This is a genomic window from Lachnospira intestinalis, from assembly GCF_040095895.1.
In the GTDB taxonomy this organism is placed as follows: domain Bacteria; phylum Bacillota; class Clostridia; order Lachnospirales; family Lachnospiraceae; genus Lachnospira; species Lachnospira intestinalis.
In genome coordinates this window covers 231,848-249,458 of the sequence record NZ_JBBMFS010000004.1, presented here as the reverse complement: position 1 = coordinate 249,458, position 17,611 = coordinate 231,848, and the positions used below count along the sequence as shown (strand labels likewise).

Annotated in this window: 13 protein-coding genes; 3 read left to right on the top strand and 10 right to left on the bottom strand. The window is 38.6% G+C overall.

Annotation, left to right across the window (positions count from 1 at the left end):
- Positions 1–678 precede the first annotated feature (678 nt).
- Both WMO37_RS06775 and WMO37_RS06770 read left to right on the top strand, forming a co-directional pair.
- Positions 679–1,515 (top strand): ParA family protein, encoded by an 837-nt coding sequence (locus tag WMO37_RS06775; RefSeq protein WP_349154634.1) that lies wholly within the window; start codon positions 679–681, stop codon positions 1,513–1,515.
- Between the two features lie 2 nt (positions 1,516–1,517).
- Positions 1,518–2,720 carry a ParB/RepB/Spo0J family partition protein gene (locus WMO37_RS06770; protein ID WP_349154633.1) on the top strand — a complete coding sequence of 401 codons (1,203 nt, stop codon included), beginning with the start codon at positions 1,518–1,520 and terminating at the stop codon, positions 2,718–2,720.
- A gap of 499 nt (positions 2,721–3,219) precedes the next feature.
- Here the strand turns inward: WMO37_RS06770 and WMO37_RS06765 are convergent, their stop codons facing one another.
- The gene (locus WMO37_RS06765; protein ID WP_436970266.1) at positions 3,220–4,407 is read right to left on the bottom strand and encodes a hypothetical protein; all 1,188 of its coding nucleotides are present in this window, start codon (positions 4,405–4,407) and stop codon (positions 3,220–3,222) included.
- 736 nt (positions 4,408–5,143) lie between these two features.
- Complete coding sequence (locus WMO37_RS06760; RefSeq protein ID WP_227090337.1) at positions 5,144–6,538, bottom strand: hypothetical protein; 1,395 nt, start codon at positions 6,536–6,538, stop codon at positions 5,144–5,146.
- 284 nt (positions 6,539–6,822) lie between these two features.
- Between WMO37_RS06760 and WMO37_RS06755 the strand changes: the two genes are divergently transcribed.
- Entirely contained in the window at positions 6,823–7,848 is a 1,026-nt protein-coding gene (locus WMO37_RS06755; protein WP_349154631.1) for a VanZ family protein, read from the top strand.
- 138 nt (positions 7,849–7,986) lie between these two features.
- On the opposite strand, the gene WMO37_RS06750 is transcribed toward WMO37_RS06755, so the two are convergent.
- From WMO37_RS06750 to WMO37_RS06715, 8 genes are all read right to left on the bottom strand, one after another.
- Positions 7,987–9,582 carry an amidohydrolase gene (locus tag WMO37_RS06750; protein ID WP_349154630.1) on the bottom strand — a complete coding sequence of 532 codons (1,596 nt, stop codon included), beginning with the start codon at positions 9,580–9,582 and terminating at the stop codon, positions 7,987–7,989.
- A gap of 40 nt (positions 9,583–9,622) precedes the next feature.
- Entirely contained in the window at positions 9,623–9,844 is a 222-nt protein-coding gene (locus WMO37_RS06745; protein WP_349154629.1) for a P-II family nitrogen regulator, read from the bottom strand.
- 28 nt (positions 9,845–9,872) lie between these two features.
- Complete coding sequence (locus WMO37_RS06740) at positions 9,873–11,381, bottom strand: sodium/glutamate symporter (RefSeq protein ID WP_022431323.1); 1,509 nt, start codon at positions 11,379–11,381, stop codon at positions 9,873–9,875.
- 30 nt (positions 11,382–11,411) lie between these two features.
- Positions 11,412–12,533, bottom strand: a complete 1,122-nt coding sequence (locus WMO37_RS06735; RefSeq protein WP_022431324.1) for an iron-containing alcohol dehydrogenase family protein — start codon at positions 12,531–12,533, stop codon at positions 11,412–11,414.
- Between the two features lie 38 nt (positions 12,534–12,571).
- Entirely contained in the window at positions 12,572–13,912 is a 1,341-nt protein-coding gene (locus tag WMO37_RS06730; protein WP_349154628.1) for an aminotransferase class III-fold pyridoxal phosphate-dependent enzyme, read from the bottom strand.
- 200 nt (positions 13,913–14,112) lie between these two features.
- A complete protein-coding gene (locus WMO37_RS06725) occupies positions 14,113–15,318 on the bottom strand; it encodes a PucR family transcriptional regulator (protein WP_349154627.1) in 1,206 nt (401 codons plus the stop codon).
- 17 nt (positions 15,319–15,335) lie between these two features.
- Positions 15,336–16,049: a sulfite exporter TauE/SafE family protein gene (locus tag WMO37_RS06720; protein WP_349154626.1), complete on the bottom strand. Its 714-nt coding sequence runs from the start codon at positions 16,047–16,049 to the stop codon at positions 15,336–15,338.
- A 133-nt stretch (positions 16,050–16,182) separates the two neighbouring features.
- The gene (locus tag WMO37_RS06715) at positions 16,183–17,580 is read right to left on the bottom strand and encodes an NCS2 family permease (protein ID WP_349154625.1); all 1,398 of its coding nucleotides are present in this window, start codon (positions 17,578–17,580) and stop codon (positions 16,183–16,185) included.
- Positions 17,581–17,611: the final 31 nt, after the last annotated feature.

Here is a 17,611-nt window from a genome sequence, read left to right as displayed (position 1 = left end):
GTGATTTTTTACATTAATTTCTAAATATTCTGAACTCAGTTCACTTTTTATTTTATAATTTTATAGATTGAACTGAATTCATTTTGTATTTTATATATTAATACTCAAATGACTGAACTGAGTTCAGTTTTTATTATACATATTTATACTTAAAAGACTGAACTGAGTTCAGTTTTTATTTATCTTATTTACACGTCAAAAGAATTAAACTTGATTCGTTTTATATTTCACTGATTTACATTTTAAAATTGAACTGAGTTCATTTTATTCGTATCTTACTCATTTATATTTTAAAAATTGAACTGAGTTCACTCTACACTACACATTTTTTATAAAAATTTATAAAATATACTTTATTTTATATTACACACTAATATATTAATATCCTGCATTTTCATGTAAATAAATATCCGTTGATACCCAAATTTTGATTATAGCAATCAAAATATCTCATACTTTTGCCTTAGAGAGCATATAATGATAATAAACAGCATGTTTCTATCTCATTTTTATCTATTTTTAGGTAAATAATCTTGATTTTATAGGTGAGTCATGTATAATAAGAAAAGTAAAGATAATTTGAACTCAGTTCACTCTTTTACAAGTAACACGATACCCTTTTTGAACTCAGTTCACACAAACAGATATAATAAAAATACAAAAAAAGAAAGGCAAACTATGTCAGAAGTAATCAGTTTTATTAATGAAAAGGGAGGTGTCGGCAAATCAACCTCCGCCATTACAATTGCGCAGATTCTTGCAATTTCAGGATATAACGTTCTGTTGATTGATTTAGACCCACAGATGAACACAACTAAAATGTTCGGACAAACCGACGAAGTTCTTGATATTAATTATGAACATTTGTTTTGCACTAAACAGCTGCGTAAATCATCCGTGCTTGAATTTATCAGTTCAACAGACTATAAAAATATTTCCATATTATCAGCATCCAGAGAACTGTCAACGCTCGTATACACCATTTATGACCGGAGCAAAGAAGCAGGGGGCACCAATATAGAATTGTATTTACGTCATAATCTTAGTCTTATAAAAGATGATTTTGACTATATCATAATTGATAATTCACCATTTAAGTCATATCTTACAACCTGCGCCATCTGTGCAAGTGATAAAATCGTTACTCCGATTTGTGTTGATAACTTCTCGTATGACGGTCTGATGTCACTGTTTGATACAATTGAAGATTTGAACAGTAAGTATTCCTTAGCTATTGAATTTGCAGGAATCTTTATGACAAGAGTTGCCGGACGTACAACATTATACAAACAAATGTTTGAAAGTTATGAAAATATGTTTGGTGAAAAATTCCTTCCTGTTTCAATCAGGAACTGCATTGCAGTCAGCGAATCCAATACAACATTTGAACCGCTTTTAACGTACGATAAACGCTGTACAGCCGCACAGGATTATATTGAACTGGTAAATTACCTCGGTCTGATGGACAATAAGCACTATCGTGAACTCGCAAAATATCTGAAAGGAGAGAGATAAACATGGCTAAAAAATCTTTCAGTGCCGGTGTTACCAAAACCGGTGTTCTTGACAATGCCGGCGGTGCAAAAATTAAAGAAATACAGGCAAAGGCACAATATAATTTCCAATATATTGCAAAGGAAAAAATACAATCCAATCCAAAAAATGAAAAATACACGCAGGATGGAATTGAATCCCTTATGGAAAGCATTCTGATAAACGGTTTACGCCATAATCTTTCCGTTTTATACGATGCCGATCAGGATAAATACCGGTTAATCTCAGGTGAACGCCGTTACCGCGCAATCTGCATGATGAATGACAAAGACTACAACACCTTATTCCCGATGGGAATTCCATGTAAGATTGAAAAAGCCAACATTGACGATATTGACGAAGAAATTATGCTGATTTCTGCCAACCATGATGTCCGCGAAACTTCCATGGAAGTAAAACGTTGGGAGGTATCACGGTTAAAAGAACTTTATGAAGCCAAAAAACTGACTGGGGAAATCAAAAATATTAATGCAGAAATTGCCAAACAGTTAAACATTTCCGAACGTCAGGCAAGAAAATACACAACTGCTGAAAAGCTGATTCCTGAATTAAGTGATTTATTAAACAAAAATAATATTGACTTAAATCAGGCTGATAAATTCGGACGTCTGGATGAGGACGCACAATATCAGATTCTGGAACTGGTTCAAAAAAACGGCAGCATTGATAATGCGGAATATCAATCCATCAAAAAGATATCTGAAGAACGTGCCGCAGAAGCCAAAAAATATAAAACAGAACTGGAACAGGCAATGCAGCAGATTCAGGAAAAAGACTCCACATTAAAAGTACTGGAAGAAAAGATTACAAAACTTGAAACAGCACCATCTACGGGAGCCAAATCAAGGGAGGACTTAGAAGAAGAACTCCGATATATTACGGAAGCCAAAAATAAAGCCGAAAAAGAACGGGCAAAATTAGAAACAAACATTGAAAAAATTCGTCAGCAGCAAAAAGAAAAAGAAGAACGCAAGATATCTATTACAGATAACGAACTTAAAAAAATTACTTCACTTGCAAAAGCTGAGCAGGCACTTAATTTATTTGAAAATAATTTTGATACCTTAAAAGCAAATAAAGCTGTTATTAAAGGAGATGCAAATTTAAAAGTCCGTGTAGAAATCTTACGAAACCGTTTTAACGATTTTATTGACAGTCTGGATTAAAATGAATAACTATTAAGCAGGTTATACTTTAAATATTACATGGGTATAATCTGCTTAATAATATATCTATATCTAATATCCGTATGAAGTTCCCTGTGTTTTAATATATATAATAATATATAACAGATTAAAAAAACAGATATTGATAAATATAAAACAGGAGAGAGCAGTAATAGAGCTGTCTTCACGTATTTTAAAGAGTTTATTTTTTTCAAAATCAATGGTGAAATCTGCAAATATAAGACGAAAAAAGAATAGAAAAAGTCTAATCTTTTCACATAAAAGGTGAATTCTTGTGTATAACAAGAGAAAAATTTCACATAAAAGGTGAAAACTTTCCGAATGTGGATAAACAAAACAATATAAAAAATGTAGAATATGAAGAATACATATAATAAAAGGGATATTTCATTCAGAAAAGAAAAATTGTAAAAGAGAAAAAGTATATTATCAGAAAATTATCGGAAAAATGAGTACAACAAAAAGGCTGTTTATATATTTAAGCAGCCTGATAAGATGTTTTTAATTGAGCCATAATTGCAGTGCGGACAAGACCACCGAGGTTTTTTATTTCATGATCTTTTAAAATATAAGTTTTATAAATAGAGGAAAGAGCATATATTACAGTATCAAAGGAATATTGTAATGACAGCATTGCTAAATCCTCAACTTCATAATCTTTAAAATGAATGAGGCGGTAATAATCAACAGTCTGCCGGTCATTAAAGTATTCTGCGTAACGGGCAGGTATTGAATTATTTACATTAACAGAAGTTACAGTTTTATTAAAATCCATTACAAACTGATGGAGCTGATGAATGTAATATTGATAGCAGCTTTCTTTTTGCTTTTTCGCATTATATTCATCTTTAATTTCAAAACGGATACCGTTCGTATTGAGCGTGATTGTAAAAATATCATTCGAGGTCTGTACAGCCTTACGGATGATATTCGGTTTACAGTACTCCGGCAGAAAGCGTTTCAAATCCTTATACGTATTGGAAATGGCAGTAAAAGGGCCGCCCTTTGCATTCAGATTATCAATGGATATTAACTGGCGCAGATAAATCCGTAATGTAACCAGTGTATCAATCTCAAGAATCTGTGATAATAGTTTTTTAGACAGCACAATAAAGCCACGGCCTCCCTGGCGGGCAGGAAGATAGTAGCTGGTGTAGTCATTTAAACAAAGTGTTATAATATAGGAATCCGTTCTGGCATATGTAACATAGGCATAACGGTTTAAAATTTCCAGATTATTCTTAACCGTTTTGATATCACAATGCAGATGTTCTGCCAATTCCCGGATATCAATATTTTTGATGATGCCAAAACGATCCGGATGATAAAAATGCAGTAAAAGCAGAAGCTTAATAGCATTGGTTTTTAAGCGCGGTTTATATCCGAAACGGTTGGTTTCATTATGATAAATCTTTTTATACTCGGTCTTCTGGGTGAAAATTTTATGTGGACAATTCCTGCAGGTTTCACAAGCAGATAAATATGCTTCGGAATCCGGCGCAAAAGCCTGAATAAAAGCCTTGTATTTACAATCTGTGCAGGCCGCATTATTATAGTCGATAACAGATGTCTCTGATTCTTTGACTTCAATATAATTTTTTTGCAGACCAATAGACTGAATCAGAACTGCTTTACCGATATTTGCAAAGTTATCCAAAATTTTCACCACCTTTCCACATGATATTTAACAGGAAAACCCAGATAAAATCAAATGAAGTGTTTTACTAGTTTTTTATCCACATTTTACATGAAATCAAATTTTTTTTGATTTTTTTGTCTACATTTTTTGAAAAAGTAAGTTAGATTACTCTAAATTTGTCTACATAATTTCTTGAGATTTTTTTTGTAGAAGAGAAATTTAAAATTTTTGAGATTTTACTCTAAATTTATCTACATTCCCAATTTTGTAATAAATTTTTTATGTGCAAAATGCACAAAAGGCTTGTTTAAGCCAAAAATGTAGACAACCAAAGTAAAAACACCCCAATAAAAATGTAGAAAAACAATATCAATAAGTTATTTTTTATTCTATTAATGCTAAAAAAAGGGGATTTTCTGTGGGCTTGTATTATGATTTACTCTAAAAATGACTACATTTTTAAATTTTACTCTAAAAATCACTACATTTTGAAAATGCCGGAAAAAATTCTTTTTGAGTTTTACTCTAAAATTATCTACATTTTTGATGACGATTGAAAAAATAATGGAAATAAGCGAAGTAAAGGAATAGTAAATACTCAGTTTTTGTGAGGGTTTATGCATATTAAAAGGTGTTATTTAATGAAAAAAACGACAAAAATAATAAAAATGCGTAAAACAGCATGAAAAATATAAAAGCATTTCCGGAATATAAAAAGAAGCAGCCTCACGGTAGGAGGCTGCTAAAATAAAAAATGTAGACATTATAATTCACGATTGGATTGAATGAGCTTTGTCCGGTCAAAATTCAAGTCTTCAATTTCGGCGTCGGAGAGTGGCAGAAACTGAATAATGAAGATACCGTTTCTTAATTCAAAGTGTTTGATAGCAATCTGATTTTCTACAAATTCCTGAAGACTTTCCTGAATCAGCTGCATATTTTTCTTTTTGTTTTTTAATTTAAAACGGACAATTTTTTGGAAATAAGTATAGCTGTATTCATTCATTTTTGTTTCCTGGTTTGCAATCTGTTCGCGTTTCATGGCATAGCAGATAATCCGGGACAGGTTATTTGTTAAAATATCATAAGAAGCGGAAGTAATGGAAATCAGTTTTTTCTGAATAATGGCATTACTTAAAATTTCACCGAACTGGGCAATTGCATAAGGACGTTCGGCATCTTCCTTGATTGTAATATTATCAAATAAGTTGAAATACATTTTACTGCCTTCTTCTTCATAAGAGAAGTTGTACTCAACCAGTTTGCGGCAGGAATTGGAAATTTTATTCAGTACATTTTTTCCGACATGATAATCAACTACTTCCTTGCCAAGTGTATTCAAATCGACAACCACGGATTTCTCTTTTGAAAATTCCTGCATATTAATATTGGAAATAAAGGCATTTACCAGTTTTAAATCGTTACTGTCCATTGATTTTGGCGGAGTGAGTTTTCCGTTATTTACAGTTACTTCAAGTAATTCCTCACCGTTGTCATCCGTGATAATTTCTTTTAAGAGATTATTGGATGCAGTTTCCATCATCAGGGTAAATGAGGAAGGACTAAAAAGCGGTTTTTCCAATAGCTCCTCCGGAAACATTCTGAGGTAAGAATCAATATTTCCGGCTAAATCGGTTTCGATATATTTCCATGCATTAATCATTAAATCATTTTTTAATGAGTTGTAGATAGAATTGTTCGTAAAAGAAGCAATTCCAGGAAACGAAATCAGCAGGCTGTTGGCATCATTTTTCCAGACAGTCGCACGTTCTTTGTATTCTTCAATAATTTCATCCAGTTCTTTGTCCCCGAAAATATTAACATACTGGTCAATTGGGAGAGAGCGTGCCATATTGATGACGGAAGCGACCGGGTGCTTCGGATCGTCAAGTGTCATGGTTTCAATGTCCGTAATATAGGATTTGTACCAGCGGGCTCTTTTTTGCAAACGCGATTTTTTAATTTTGTTGATAACAGGAATTAAATCTTCACGACTGGTTTTACCTTCCAGATAGTTCATTAAGGTTTCATCTATTAATTCCGTCATGCTGTTACATGGAAATTTTAATAAATTTCTTTTCTTTTCAAAAAATTCGATGATAGTAGGATCGATATGTTTTTCCAATTCTTCGATAAAACGTCTTGAGTATTGTTCCATAAAAATAAAATCTCCATTCTGTTGAAGTTCAATATGTGTCCATAATTAATAAACATTATAAATAAAATGAGGAAAAAATGCAAATGGGAGAGTGCCGTTTTGGAAGCCTTTCTTAATTATAGGTATGTGGATTTTATGATATGTGGAGAGGGGAGTTGTTTTGTAAACATATAGACATATGTGGTCAATTATAGTAAAATGATTTATGTTGCAAAATAAATAAAGAAAGGACGTTTTGAAAATGGCTGAAACCACCCCTGCAAATATAGCAGATGAATTAAGTGATGAATTCAATAGTTCCATCTGGACTTTTTATCAGACGAGACTCGGTTACTCCGGAAAGTGCCACGATGCTTCTGACACCGTTTGATGCCGTGCGGCGATGGCTGGACGGGTGTTCTTTTGTCCTTACTGACTTCTCAACCTATAAGGATACGTTTACGAACCCCGACTTTTTACAGATTGTCTTTAATATCCTGTTACTACTGCCGTTTGGCGTATATCTGCGGTATTACTTTAACCGCAGATGGTATCAGGTTTTACTGCTTTCTTTTTTATACAGCCTGTTTTTTGAATGTACACAGTTAAGCGGTCTTTACGGCATTTATCCCTATCCGTACCGCTTCTTTGAAGTAGACGACTTAATCTGCAATACCTTAGGCGGCATGATTGGCTTCTGGATAACACCCGCACTTTTGTTTTTCCTGCCAAGCCGCAAAAGGCTTGACGAAACGGCGTACAGACGCGGCAGTGAGGTTTCGTCCTTCCGCCGCCTGTTTGGTCTGCTTGCCGATTACACAATCATTTTAGGCGTATATTTTTGTGTGTGGAAATTTACTGATGTTTTACAGTCTTTTTCCCATTCCATACAGCTGTTTTTAATTCCGCTTTTTGCGTTCTGCTACTTTACGGTCTGTGCCATTTTATTTCACGGAACAACCTTTGGTAAATTTTTAGTCAGTATCCGTCTTGAACGCACCGGAAAGAAAAACACGAAAAAGCACGCTGCGGCACATGTACCGGTTTTACTGCTGTTACTGCGGGAAGGAATTTTACATCTTCTGCTGATTCCGTCCCCGTACTACATTTTGCTGATGTATTCCGCACTGTCCGCCGGACCTTCCAAAAGAACAGAAATGCTTTTAGTGTGTGGTGCTTCATCGCTGATTGCATTCGTCATCTTTTTTATTTTTAATTTTTGTTACTGCTTTATCGGCAAAAACCGGGATTTATTTTACGACAGACTGTGCCGGATTCACGTTACCAGCTCCACGTCCGGTACAACACAAACGTCCCAAAGCAGCTTATAAAAAACTAACTGCCCCGGGACGAAAAATCATCTGCAATGCAGATATCCTATTGTCCATATCGGATAAAGCAAAAACCGGAAGGGCTTTCTGCCCTCACATTTATATATACGAGAGAAGTGCCTTTCCGGTTTCTATTTTTTAATTTTTATATACGGTTTTTCCTTCTTTTATCGTTTCAAGTACCACAATGTCTTTAATACATTTTTTATCGACCTTGAGCGGATTGGCATCTAAAATCACCATATCTGCCATTTTTCCTGCTTCTAATGTGCCTTTTTGATCTTCCTCCTTATACGCATAAGCAGCATTGATTGTCACTGCCTGTAAGGCTTCATAGACATTAATGCACTGTTCCTGACCGATTGGCTGTCCTTTTCTTGTCACACGATTGACAGCGCACCACACTGAATGAAGCATATCCGGCTTTGTAACCGGTGTATCCTGATGAAAGTTATAAATCAGTCCGCGCTCTAAGGCGGATTTTACCGGGCTGATTCTTGCACCGCGCACCGCGCCTAAGTTCTTTAAATGAATATCGCCCCAGTAATACGTATGTCCTATAAATATAGAAGGAATCATTTTTAGCTGCGCCATGCGGTCAAGCTGGTCATCCCTTACGGTCTGGCAGTGTATCATGACCGGACGGTAATCGCCGTCTGCCGTACCCATTTCTTTTAGTGCCGCCTGATAACTCTGTATAAACTGTTCCGATGCCGCATCGCCGTTACAGTGTGCAAGAATCTGGTACCCACCGCGTACTGCATCCTTTGCCGCTTTTGTAACATAGGCATCGTTATGGGTCGGATAACCACAGTAGTTTTCCTCCCCTTCATACGGTTTACTAAGCCATGCAGATTTGCCCTGTGGCGAACCGTCTAAAATCACTTTAACACCGCCGATTTTAACACGGTTTTTATATTTTCCGTTGTAATCCGCATATTCTTTGACCGTCTTTTCATAATCTTCCTTTAAAATGTATGCCACAACGTCCAGTTCCAAACCGCCCGATGCTGCAAATGCCGTCAACCCCTGCATGGTCTGTGCCATTGCCGCACCTTCCTGAACGGTTGTAATACCATATTTTAAATAAAGCTGCTGGGCTTCTTTCATCTGCTCTGCCATATCAATTTTCATGCGCGGCATGGCTGCGGCAAGCACCTGCATCAGTGCAGGTGTTTCCTCTACATAGCCATCCGGTTCTCCGCTTTTATTCCTGCCGAATCTTCCGCCCTCCGGGTCTTTGGTTTCTATCGTAATTCCCGCAAGCTTTAGCAGCGCCGAATTGGCAGCTCCCATATGACCGGAGGCGTGGGAAATGTAGATTGGCACGGTTTTGGATACTTTGTCCAAAACCGTCTTATCCGGGTGTTTCTGCTCCGCAAGAAAATTATGGTCGTAACCGGTTGCAAAAATCATACCGTTTTCGTCAATCTGATTTTTTTCCAGATAGTTTTTCAATGCCGTGACAATATCCTCAAAGCTTTCCGTATCCGACAAATCACACATCTTTATGCTCTGTGCCGTCTGTACAAAGTGACTGTGTGCATCAATAAAGGCAGGCATAAGCGTATGACCCTTTAAATCCCGCTCCTGTGCCTCATTTCCGTAAAGCGCCCGCGCCTGTTTTAATGTACCGGTATACAGAATTTTTTTATCTTCCGTGACAAGTGCTTCACAGGAATCCTTTGCCCCCGTCATCGTAATAATATCACCGTCATAATAAATCGTTTTCATGCCTGCCTCCTTTATCAGCACATCAGTGTAATTTTTTACACTAATCGTCTTTACTCTGTGATGAAATCGTATAGGACTCCTCTACCGGCAGGACAAAGATTCGTCCATCGCCGGAGTTGCCGGATTCACCGGTCTGTGCCGTATCCATGATAATATCAATAATTTCATTTTTATCGTCATCATCACATACAATCATCAGCATATTTTTAGACATTTCATCATAAACCTTTTCTGGTCTTACAATCGCATATATCATCTTCATATCATTTTCCTCCAGTTCCCTGTAAACTTTAATTCCAACTGTTATGAATCATTGATTCAACTGCCGCCGTATCAGTTACATCTACCGTATCATGCAGATACCCGCGTAAGAACGGAATCTCTTCGCCACTTTCCGCACCATCTGAAATTCTGCCTTTTGCTACGGTAAAGGTCGGCTTTCTTAATACACCAAACACCTTTAACAAAATGATATAAATAAATATTGTCAGGAACATACCGCCGCACGCTATCGGAAGCGAAATCATTTTAAGCCCCGCAAATGTGATAAACAGCATGGTTGGTGTTGAAAAAATCATTGCCATATTCATCATACCCAGTTCCGCACCGGTTGATGTCTGTAACTTCGGGTCAACCATACGGAGCAGTGATACACCGCTTGGTGTTGTACCGGTGCTTGTACCGAATACACCCAGCACCCGCTCGAAATCGTGGTCACTGCCAAGACGTTCTCCAAAGAACAGGCAGATGAAAAACGTAACAATACCGCTTGCAACACTGGCAAGTAAAATCGGAACAATCCAGTTTCCGATGATGCCTACCTGAATTGCCATAAAAGCACATACAACCAAATAATCAGAAAGAAATCCTGTAATTCTGCTCTGGAATGCATTGTTAATCAGATATTCAATGTTTAACTTTCTCATCACAGCTTTTACAATATAGGCTGCAAACATGCCCCACATAAACAGCATGGCACTAAACGTTGAACCAAGCGCCGGAATGAAGTTTACCAACTTCGCAAGAACGAGTGCAAGCAGGTAGCAGACACCCATAATGGCAAAATGGGCTGCCGCTGTTTCAATATTGGCACTGTGGAAAGTCGATTTACCAAGTGGCTCTCTTTGTTCCTCCGGTACAAAATATCCCCGTTCAACAGCTTCATTAATCTTACTTTTATTTCTTGCAAGCCCTTTCTTTAATCCGTATCTTGCAAACGGTACTCCGATTAAAAATGCAGAGAGGAAACCAAAGATTGCATAAGTTAATGCTACCATTTCTGCCTTGTCAAATCCATAGGTATATTCAAAAAGTCTGCCGTAGGTAGATGCCTGTCCCGGTCCCTGACAGAATGCAAACGGAACTAAAATGCCATACATCGAATCCATATGAAATGCTTTTCCTGTAATGGATACGATTAAAATACCGACAAGCGGCTGGAGTGCATACAAAATACACCAAATGAGTGCCATACCGATTGCACCTCGTACCGGACCGCTGCTTTTCTTCTTTTTGCCGTCTTCTGTTTTTTTATTCTTTTTCTTTTTACTGCCTGTCAGTCCGATAGAAATAAAGGACATCACAAAAAATACATCTACAATATTACTAAAATCCGTTACACTTACACCGCCGACCGGATATTTTGACAGTACCAGATTCATCAGGATAAATCCTAAGATACCGCCGATAACACTGACCGGCATCAGCATATGCTGAAAGAATTTCACTTTTGCGCGGATTGCCATGCCGATACACAGCATCACGCTTGCCAGTCCAAACGCAACAACAACACTATACATAGGTGTCACCTCTTTTCTCTTGCACTGTCCTTATGCCAGTTTATGATACATTTCGCTTAACATTTCATCGGTAATTTCAACCGGATTGTTGTAAAGGTTTGGATGTCTGCTGATTCGTACCAGCTCTGAAATCTGTTCCTCTGTTAAATGCAAATCCTTTAAATCATTGCGCAGTCCCATCTTTGCCTTTAATTCATGGATGGCATCTGCCATTTCCTCTGTATCCTTAAATCCCAATTTTCTTGCAAATTCATCAATTCTTGCACCGTCTGCACCCTTTGCATTGATTCTTGCAAAGTAATCCAGTGTCATGCCGCAGGCTTCTCCGTGCGGAATGTGGTGGATATTCGTCAGCGGAAATGAGCAGGCATGGGAAGAGGTTGTCTTTGGCAGGGTAAATGCAAGTCCTGCAATTAATGAGGCTTCACACATTTTCTCTCTTGCTTCCTCGTCTGCCGGGTCTAAATATGCCTTATACAGATACTGGAATACCAGTTCTGCCGCATGAAGGGCACACGCATCACAGATTGGCTGGTGTCCCTTGCTCCAAAAGCCCTCTAATGCATGGGATAACACATCAATTCCTGTTCCTGCCGTAACCTTCGGCGGCATGGTGTATGTTAATTCCGGGTCGATAATCGCATAGCTTGGGAAAAATCCGTCCGATACAATCGGGGATTTCTTTCCATTTGCGTGATCTGTCAGTACAGATACGCACGTTACTTCACTGCCCGTTCCTGCTGTTGTCGGCACTGCAATTAACGGCAGATGTTCCTGTGGCATGGCAACACCTGTTCCATGGTATTTTCTAATAGAATCGTCCGTTAATGCAATACTTGCTGCTGCCTTTGCACAGTCCATGGAACTGCCGCCGCCAAGTGCTACAACAAAGCCGATTTCCTTTTCACGGATAATTGCCGCACAGGCATCAACCTCTGTAACATCCGGGTTTGGGGATAAATCCCCGAAGGAAGCGATAATCGCTCCTTCGCTTTCCTTTACAATGCGCTCTGCCAGACCGTTTGTAAAGAAGAATGGGTCTGCAACCAGTAAGCCGTTTTTAATTCCCATTTCCTTTGCTAAATCTTTTACTTCGGACACTCTGCCCTTGCCGAACCGGATTTTAACCGGCTGTAAATAATCCCAATTCATATTAACCTCGATTCCGCCGTATAATTTACGGCTTTTTATTAATCACAAAACTTTTCATCTGCCATTGTTAATACTTCATCCAGAATTGGAAGGTATTCTTCTAATTCTTCCTTTGTAATAATCAGCGGCGGGCATACTTCGATGAAATTCTCACGTCCGAAGGTTGCAAATCCTCTTTTCTTTAACTCTGCGAAAATCCAAGGCATTGCTGTTCCCGGAACACCATACTCCTGTAACGGTTCTCTTGTTTCCTTATTTTTAACCATTTCGAGCGCGCCGAATAATCCGATACATCTTGCTTCACCGACACACTTATGCTTTTCTACCATCTTCTGCATAAACGGTGCAACGATTTCATGCATTTCGGCTACATGCTGTTCAATGTTGTGTTCCTTGTAATAAGTCAGTGCTGCAACACCGGCGGCACAGGCAAGTGTATGTCCTGAATAAGTAAGACCACACTGTAATACATTTTCTTCAAAATAATCTGCAACCTTTTTATTTACAATAACGCCGCCGAGCTGTACATAGCCGCAGGTAACACCTTTTGCAAATGTAATCATATCCGGTACGAAATCGAAGTTCTGCCATGCAAACCACTTACCGGTTCTAAAGAAGCCTGCCATAACCTCATCGCAAATCATTAAAATACCATACTTGTCACAAAGCTTTCTGACACCTTCCATATAACCCTTTGGTGGTAAAATCACACCGTTTGCACCGACAATAGATTCCATCAGGATTGCGGCTACATTCTGCGGGCCTTCATATCTTAACTGCAAATCCAGATCTGCAAGTGCTTTCTTTGTAACGACTTCATCATCAACACCGTATGTATAACCGTCTCTGTACATCTGCGGATTCATGAATTTTACAAATCCGTTTGCACCGCCGATTTCTGCGGCAAATCTTCTCCAGTCACCGGAAGCATTGGAAGCACCGAGTGTTGCGCCATGATAGCTTCTATAGCATGAGAATACTTTTGTTCTTCCTGTTACCATACGTGCCATTTTAATTGCATTTTCATTTGATTCGGCACCGCCGTTTGTAAAGAATACTCTCTTAAAATGATCTGCTCCGGCAGCTTCAACTAACATCTTTGCAAGCTTGCTCTTTGGCTCTGAAGCATACGCCGGTGCCATAAAGCACATCTTATCTGCCTGTTCCTTAATTGCTTCAACAATTTCCGGAAGTTCATGTCCAAGATTTGAGCAGACTAAAAGGGAAGCCATATCTGCATATTTCTTTCCATCATAATCCCAGAAATAAATTCCCTTTGCCTTTTCAACCGGTAATGCATCTACACCTGATTTTGACCATGACTGCATTACATAATCCTTGTGCATCTGTGCTACTTCTTTTCCTGTTAAATTTCCCATTTGTTTGTCCTCCTGAAAAAATAATTTCTGTTATGCAGAAAAAAACAACAAGGCGCCAGATTCTCCATTTGGAGTTTCTGACGCCTTTGTCATTTCTGTTATCTAACTGATGATTTTATTTTACATTTTTTACCGCCAAATACAATAGTTTAAAGCCTAAACCTTTTTGTGCTTTAGCACAAAGTCCGGATTTACTTTATTTATTTTGAAAACTTCCTTAATTTAGCGACCAACAGCCCCAGTGCCAGTTCATTGCGGACTGAAAACTTTGTAATATCCACATTTAAAAGGGCTTCAATTTTCTTGATTTTGTAATTGACTGTGTTCCGATGCACAAACAGCTCCTCTGCCGTATCCTGTACACTACCGTTGTGCTTCATATAACAGTCCAGTACTTCCACCAGATTACTGTTATTTAACGCATCATATTCATCCAGCGGCCGGATGGTATCCTGATAATATTCTTCAAAGCAGTCTGTATTTTCTATATTAAACAGCAGGCGGTTCACACCCATGGATGCATACGTTCTTGTCGTATCTTCCTCGTTTTCCATTTTTGACAAATCCACAATTTTTCTTGCAATCTGATAGCTTTTTGACAGACGACGGAAACCCGCTGCGGTACTTCCAACACCAACAAATATAGATTCCGTGTTTTTCAATAACGGTACAATCTGTTCTTTGACAGTCTCTGCAAATTCAGCTGCTTTTTCTTCCTTCATGTCACTAAATACCATTAAAATTCTGTCATTTTCCGTAAATACAACAACATCATGTTTTTCCTGCACCATCACGCGCGCCGCTTTCTGTGTAAAACGCTCCAGACGGTCTTTTAAAATCGACACATAAAATATTTCTTCCTTTTCATTTTCAAGCCGGTCGCAGATGTCCATCATCACAACCACATAATTCCACTCAGCGAAGTAGCCTTTCTGCATGAGTGCCGATACGTATAGTTCTTCCTGCTTCGGCGTAAATATAGCATAACGGAATGCTGCCGACAACTGCATTGCGCGCTGCTGGGACTGCGTAATTGTAAAACAGATCATCCGCATCATATCTGCCATATGCACACTCCACGGCACTTCAAAAACCGGAAAATCGTGTGCATTGCCAAAATCAATAACCTCCTGCGGAATTTCAGCCACATAAGGTCCGATGTTTACTACCATTGCACTGGCATGATTTTTATAGACCCGATCAACCAGCGCAAGCAAAGACATTTTTTCACTGACACCGATTCCTGTTGTAAATGCAATTTCCCCACCGGACAAAAAATCGGCAATTTCTGTTGTATCTACCATATGCACCCATTCGACCGCATTGGTCAGACCGTTTTTTCCGGCGACCAGCTTAATATCTGCACAGCCCGCCTGCCGGATGGCTTCTTTTAAAACTACACTCATATCCTGCCCTCCTTTATTTATACAATCGCCATGACTCCTGACAGCAGTAATAAAATGTATGTCATTTTCATAAAAATTTCCTGTGGCAGCTTCTTTACCAGCTTTGTGCCAATCCATGTACCTGCAAAAACAGGAATAATTCCTGCTATTAACAAAAACCACACATGGCTGTTAAAATGTCCCGCCTGAAACTGGATTCCTGTAATGTAACAGCCAATCGTCAACCAGATTAACGCAATAGTTGCCCTGAATTCCTCCTTATCTTTTAACACCCCTGCCGCATAAATGACAAGCAATGCCCCGCCGGATACAAACATTCCGTGAATAATACCCGCGGCAAAGATGACAAACAACATAAGTACAGCCGGAAGTCTGAGCTGTTTTTTCACAAACAGCTTATCCAGCGCAATCACAATAATCATAATGCCGTAAAATGTCAGAAGCTGCTGCATCGGAAATACTTCAAATATTTTCATTCCCACAACCATACCGGCTGCCATCAGCACAAACATCTTAAAAAATTCCTTCCAGTTAATATGCCGGAATCCGGTAATTACAATCATCAGACTGGAAATCTGTGCAATTGCATTTAGCAGTGCCTTTGCTTCGTCCACACCGATTAATTTCATAGTCGGCGGCATGGAAATCAATGTCCCCGCAAAGCCTGTAATTGCCTGTAAAAGATTGGCACCAAATAAAATCAAAAGCACTAAAATTTCTTTTACGCCCATCGCTTTTCCTCCTTACAATGCAAAAAGGAGACAGCTGCTGCAATCTGCAACACGGCTGCCTCCTTTGGCATTTTTTTATATTTTTATCATCTTCTGCAGGCTTGTGTTTCTGCCCAGCAGGACGACACATCAATTAATGTGTCATAAAGAACATAATCGCAAATAACGCACCGACAACCCATGTGAACGGCTTAATTTCCTTTACTCTGCCTGTAAAAATACAGATAAATACATACGTAATCAGACCGAATGCAATACCGTAGCTGATATTATAGGCAAATGGCATCATCGCGATTGTCATAAATGACGGTACGGCTACTTCCGGCTTATGCCATTCAATATCTGCAACGCCACCCATCATCAATACGCCGACATAAATCAGTGCTGCTGATGTCGCACAAGTCGGAATCAGTACTGCAACCGGGCTTAAAAACATTGCAACGAAGAATAACACCCCTGTTGTAAATGCCGCAAGACCTGTTCTTGCACCTTCTGCAACACCGGCAGAGGATTCTACGAAGGTTGTAACCGTAGAAGTACCGCAGATAGCACCTGTTACTGTTGCAATCGCATCGGATAACATCGCCTTTTCAAAGTTCGGTACTTCGCCTTCTTCTGTGAGCATATTTCCTCTTGAACATGCACCGTAGAGTGTACCAAGTGTATCAAACATATCTACCATGCAGAATGCAAGTGCTGTTGTAATCATCAGAATCACTAAATCCGCTGTAGAATGGGTTGCAAGATAAGCGGAAAAATCAAAACCTTCCGTAAATACCTTTAAAAATGCCTGTGAACCCCAGTCACCGAATGCAGTAAACGGATTGAAGTTCATATTTGCCGCAAATCCTTTGTAAAATCCCGGAATGGTGCAGCCAAGGATATAATAAAGACCTGTTCCGCCGAGGATTCCCCATAAAACAGAACCCTTTACTTTTTTGTAAGATAATACGGCAATAATAATCAGCGCCGCAATTGTAACAAGCTTTGGCATAATTTCTGCCCAGGTTGCATTCCCGTTAAACAGGTTAAAGCTTGTCAGGTTGACACAGGTAGAGCTTGAAGGAACAATAATTCCCGCATCCTGTAATCCCAAAAATGCAATAAACAGACCGATACCGGCTGAAATTGCCATTCTGACACACTGTGGGATAGCATCAAATAACATCTTACGGACACCGGTCAGTGTCAGGATGATAAATACTACACCATCTAACAATACAAGAATCAGTGCATTTGCATAAGATAATCCGAATGTAAAGCAGACTGTGTACACAAAAAATGCATTCAGTCCCATACCGGATGCCAATCCTAAAGGAAGATTTGCGAGGAATGCAATTAAAAATGTACCGACAACGGCTGAAATTGCTGTTGCGATATAAATGGCATTATATGATACAACGCCAAGTTCTGAAAACATATTTGCATTAACCATGAGAATATACGCCATCGCCATGAAAGTTGTAATTCCGGCAAGCACTTCTGTTTTCACTGTCGAGCCATGCTCTTTGACCTTAAAAAATTTTTCCATGAGTCTTTCTCCTATTTTTTTCATTTATCCA

Coding starts and splice junctions, on each gene's coding strand:
- WMO37_RS06775 (WP_349154634.1), top strand. CDS start 679: ATGTCAGAAGTAATCAGTTTTATTAATGAAAAGGGAGGTGTCGGCAAA.
- WMO37_RS06770 (WP_349154633.1), top strand. CDS start 1,518: ATGGCTAAAAAATCTTTCAGTGCCGGTGTTACCAAAACCGGTGTTCTT.
- WMO37_RS06760 (WP_227090337.1), bottom strand. CDS start 6,538: ATGGAACAATACTCAAGACGTTTTATCGAAGAATTGGAAAAACATATC.
- WMO37_RS06755 (WP_349154631.1), top strand. CDS start 6,823: ATGAATTCAATAGTTCCATCTGGACTTTTTATCAGACGAGACTCGGTT.
- WMO37_RS06750 (WP_349154630.1), bottom strand. CDS start 9,582: ATGAAAACGATTTATTATGACGGTGATATTATTACGATGACGGGGGCA.
- WMO37_RS06745 (WP_349154629.1), bottom strand. CDS start 9,844: ATGAAGATGATATATGCGATTGTAAGACCAGAAAAGGTTTATGATGAA.
- WMO37_RS06740 (WP_022431323.1), bottom strand. CDS start 11,381: ATGTATAGTGTTGTTGTTGCGTTTGGACTGGCAAGCGTGATGCTGTGT.
- WMO37_RS06735 (WP_022431324.1), bottom strand. CDS start 12,533: ATGAATTGGGATTATTTACAGCCGGTTAAAATCCGGTTCGGCAAGGGC.
- WMO37_RS06730 (WP_349154628.1), bottom strand. CDS start 13,912: ATGGGAAATTTAACAGGAAAAGAAGTAGCACAGATGCACAAGGATTAT.
- WMO37_RS06725 (WP_349154627.1), bottom strand. CDS start 15,318: ATGAGTGTAGTTTTAAAAGAAGCCATCCGGCAGGCGGGCTGTGCAGAT.
- WMO37_RS06720 (WP_349154626.1), bottom strand. CDS start 16,049: ATGGGCGTAAAAGAAATTTTAGTGCTTTTGATTTTATTTGGTGCCAAT.
- WMO37_RS06715 (WP_349154625.1), bottom strand. CDS start 17,580: ATGGAAAAATTTTTTAAGGTCAAAGAGCATGGCTCGACAGTGAAAACA.